Source organism: Porcipelethomonas ammoniilytica, assembly GCF_025567485.1.
GTDB classification, from domain to species: domain Bacteria; phylum Bacillota; class Clostridia; order Oscillospirales; family Ruminococcaceae; genus Porcipelethomonas; species Porcipelethomonas ammoniilytica.
Genome location: NZ_JAOQKH010000055.1, coordinates 1 through 2,843 on the forward strand (window position 1 = coordinate 1; position 2,843 = coordinate 2,843).

General features: G+C 39.1%; 5 protein-coding genes. All 5 read left to right on the forward strand.

Annotated elements, in window-relative coordinates; genetic code table 11:
• On the forward strand, positions 1-710 hold a 710-nt coding region (locus OCV67_RS13040), incomplete at its 5' end, for a hypothetical protein (RefSeq protein WP_262644644.1).
• A 12-nt stretch (positions 711-722) separates the two neighbouring features.
• Positions 723-944 carry a hypothetical protein gene (locus tag OCV67_RS13045; protein ID WP_147643475.1) on the forward strand — a complete coding sequence of 74 codons (222 nt, stop codon included), beginning with the start codon at positions 723-725 and terminating at the stop codon, positions 942-944.
• Complete coding sequence (locus tag OCV67_RS13050) at positions 941-1,126, forward strand: hypothetical protein (RefSeq protein ID WP_147643398.1); 186 nt, start codon at positions 941-943, stop codon at positions 1,124-1,126. Before OCV67_RS13045 ends, OCV67_RS13050 begins: the two co-directional genes overlap by 4 nt.
• A gap of 363 nt (positions 1,127-1,489) precedes the next feature.
• Positions 1,490-2,296: an N-acetylmuramoyl-L-alanine amidase gene (locus OCV67_RS13055; protein ID WP_147644371.1), complete on the forward strand. Its 807-nt coding sequence runs from the start codon at positions 1,490-1,492 to the stop codon at positions 2,294-2,296.
• Positions 2,297-2,313: 17 nt separating this feature from the next.
• A partial coding sequence (locus OCV67_RS13060) for a DNA adenine methylase (protein ID WP_147644372.1) occupies positions 2,314-2,843 on the forward strand: 530 nt, incomplete at its 3' end.

The following is a 2,843-nucleotide window of genomic DNA, read 5'->3' on the forward strand; positions in this document are numbered from 1 at the left end:
GAATAGCCGAGAATGCAAACAATTATGTACACCCTGAATTTCCCACGTTAAGTTCCGGAATCTATAAAATGCAGGTTAATAACGGTCATGTATCAAGAGCGGTAAAAGCAGAAAAAGCTGATATTCTGGCTTTGGGATTTGAGGATCCTGCTGAAACATATTTGCCGTTGACCGGAGGAACGATAAGCAATGCCGATTATGGGGAGAGTTTGAAGGTAAACAGAGGACCAACGTCAAGCTCTGCGGCATTGTCAGTAATTGATTATTTAATTAACGGAAACCGAGTTGGTGTGATGGGTTTTGATTTAAATTCAAAACTGCACATACGAAACAGCAATAATTCTGAAATGGCTGAAATAGATAAAGACGGTACTGTCAGCGCAAAGTATTTTAAGCAGTCCCAATCGGGAGCACTTCTTGCCGAAAGCTCAACAGATGAAAACAGTCTGACGGTAACCAATGCTGAGATAGCAAAATATTCACAGGTGTATATGGCTGCAAGCTGGACGGAAAGAGAGACGGTAAACTTCTGCGATGTGATTCCGATTTCTGCTATTGTGGCAGGAGCGGTATTTACAAAGCAGGTTTATACGGGCACAAGGATTTACACTTATACGGTCACCTGTACAAGCACAGGAGTATTCACATTAACGCAAAGTAATTCCACAGGTACAGCAGGAACGTTGAGATTAAAATTGTATGTTATTTAGGAGGTGTAACTTATGACGGAAATAATAGTAGCGGCAATATCCTTATTGGGAACACTGGGCGGTTCTCTGGGAGGTATTCTGGTATCAAGCAAAATGACAAATTATCGGATTCAGCAGCTTGAAAACAAGGTTGCGGAGCACAATAATTTTGCAAGGCGAATGCCGGTTGTTGAAGAACAGATAAAAGTCGCAAACCACAGAATTGAGGACTTGGAAAAGGAGATACATAAATGAACATTTTAAAGAAAAATTGCGTAAAGCGAGCATTAAGAACATTTTTACAGACAGCAGTCGGTTATATAGCGGTAAATATCGCCGCAACTGATCTGACTGTAAAGTCCGCTGTTTTGGGACTTTGCATTTCTGCAATATCAGCAGGTATGGCGGCGGTTATGAATCTTAAAGAAAACAGTTGACATATTTCCATAATTGATGTATAATAATAAAAAAGGGGCATACCGATAGACGGTCGCTCCCAGTAGTTTAGCTATTTAAAATAGTCGTCCTAATGGCAAGCAGGGCGGCTATTTCCTTTTATGAAGTATTGCAATAAGGAGTGTTGTGTAAGCAGTGAGGAATAAACCGAACTGTATTAACTCATTCCATGTTACGTAATTATTCATAGTAAATCACTCCCTTCCGGGAGCAGGATTGACCGCCTACCGTTTAGGTATGCCCATAAATATTATTATACTATAATCGGCATAATATGTCAATATGCACTTTGTTTTTACAGGGTGCATTTTTTATATCTAAATTTAAGAAATGAGGTAATAATTATGAGTAAAAAAGTATTTATAGGAGTAGGGCACGGTGGAACAGACAGCGGAGCGGTTAAGTACATAGTCGAAAAAGAGTATACATTAAAAACAGCCTTTGCACTGTCTGAAATTTTAAGCAAATACGGAGTTGATTTCAAGCTGTCACGTACTCAGGATATTGATACGGATATGGACAGTAAAGTCGCAATGTGTAATAAATATGCTCCTGATCTGGTTGTGGATATTCATTTCAATGCTGGAGGCGGACAGGGTTTTGAGGTATATTACAGCCGTGTGGGAGGTACTTCAAAGACGTTGGCAAACAACATTAATACCGAGGTCAAGAAAATCATGTCGAGCCGAGGTGTTAAGACTAAGCTTGGAAATGGCAGTACGGACTATTTTGCGATTATCAGAGAAACGGCAGCCCCAGCGGTACTTTTAGAAGGCGGATTTGTCGACAGTAAAAAGGACGCTGATTTCATCAAGTCCAATTACAAAAAGCTTGCTGAGGCATACGCTAAAGGTATTTTAAAGACGTTGGGTATTTCTACAGCAACAAGTCCTGCAAAGCCTATACTGGACAAAACAGGCTATAAAAAAGGCGATAAAACTATTGGCGTGTTATCGCTTAAAGAACTACTGTTGACAGCCAAAACACTAGGTATTAACAAGTACGGTATGGACAAAAATAAGTCTTTCGGTACTGGTACACTGAATGCTGTAAACTATCTTCTTGATAAGTGGGGTTACCAAAAAAACGGTATTGCAGGAGAAAACTTTATTAAACGTCTGCATACTGAAATTGAAAATAAAGTGAAATAGTTTTTGGAGGTATTTATATGAAAAGCTTTATCCCATGGGTTGGCGGCAAGAGCCGCCTTGCAAAGAAAATCATATCAATGTTTCCGGATAATTTTGACAGGTACATTGAAGTGTTCGGAGGCGGCGGTTCTGTACTTTTTGCCAAGGACAAACATGCTCCGCTTGAGGTATATAACGATATTAACGGTCAATTAGTAAATTTATTCAGGTGCGCTCGTTTTCATTGTGGAGAATTACAACGTGAAATATCAGGCTATTTTAATTCAAGAGAGATTTTTGAAGATATAAAGGCGCAGATAAATGTCAGAGGTATGACCGATATCCAAAGAGCAGCGATGTTTTATGTACAAGTTAGGCTGAGTTATGGAGCAAAATGCAAAGAGTATGACGGTAGTAATAATAGCAGAAAACTTTCATATGATTATTTGACTGAAATTGAAGAACGTCTTAAATCTGGTGCAGGAGTTGTTATTGAAAATGAAGATTTTGAAAAATTGATAAAGGTTTATGACCGTCCGAATGCACTTTTTTATTGCGATCCGCCGTA

Bases quoted from the DNA above. Each gene is read 5' to 3' on its own strand.
- OCV67_RS13045 (WP_147643475.1), top strand. From the start codon at position 723: ATGACGGAAATAATAGTAGCGGCAATATCCTTATTGGGAACACTGGGC.
- OCV67_RS13050 (WP_147643398.1), top strand. From the start codon at position 941: ATGAACATTTTAAAGAAAAATTGCGTAAAGCGAGCATTAAGAACATTT.
- OCV67_RS13055 (WP_147644371.1), top strand. From the start codon at position 1,490: ATGAGTAAAAAAGTATTTATAGGAGTAGGGCACGGTGGAACAGACAGC.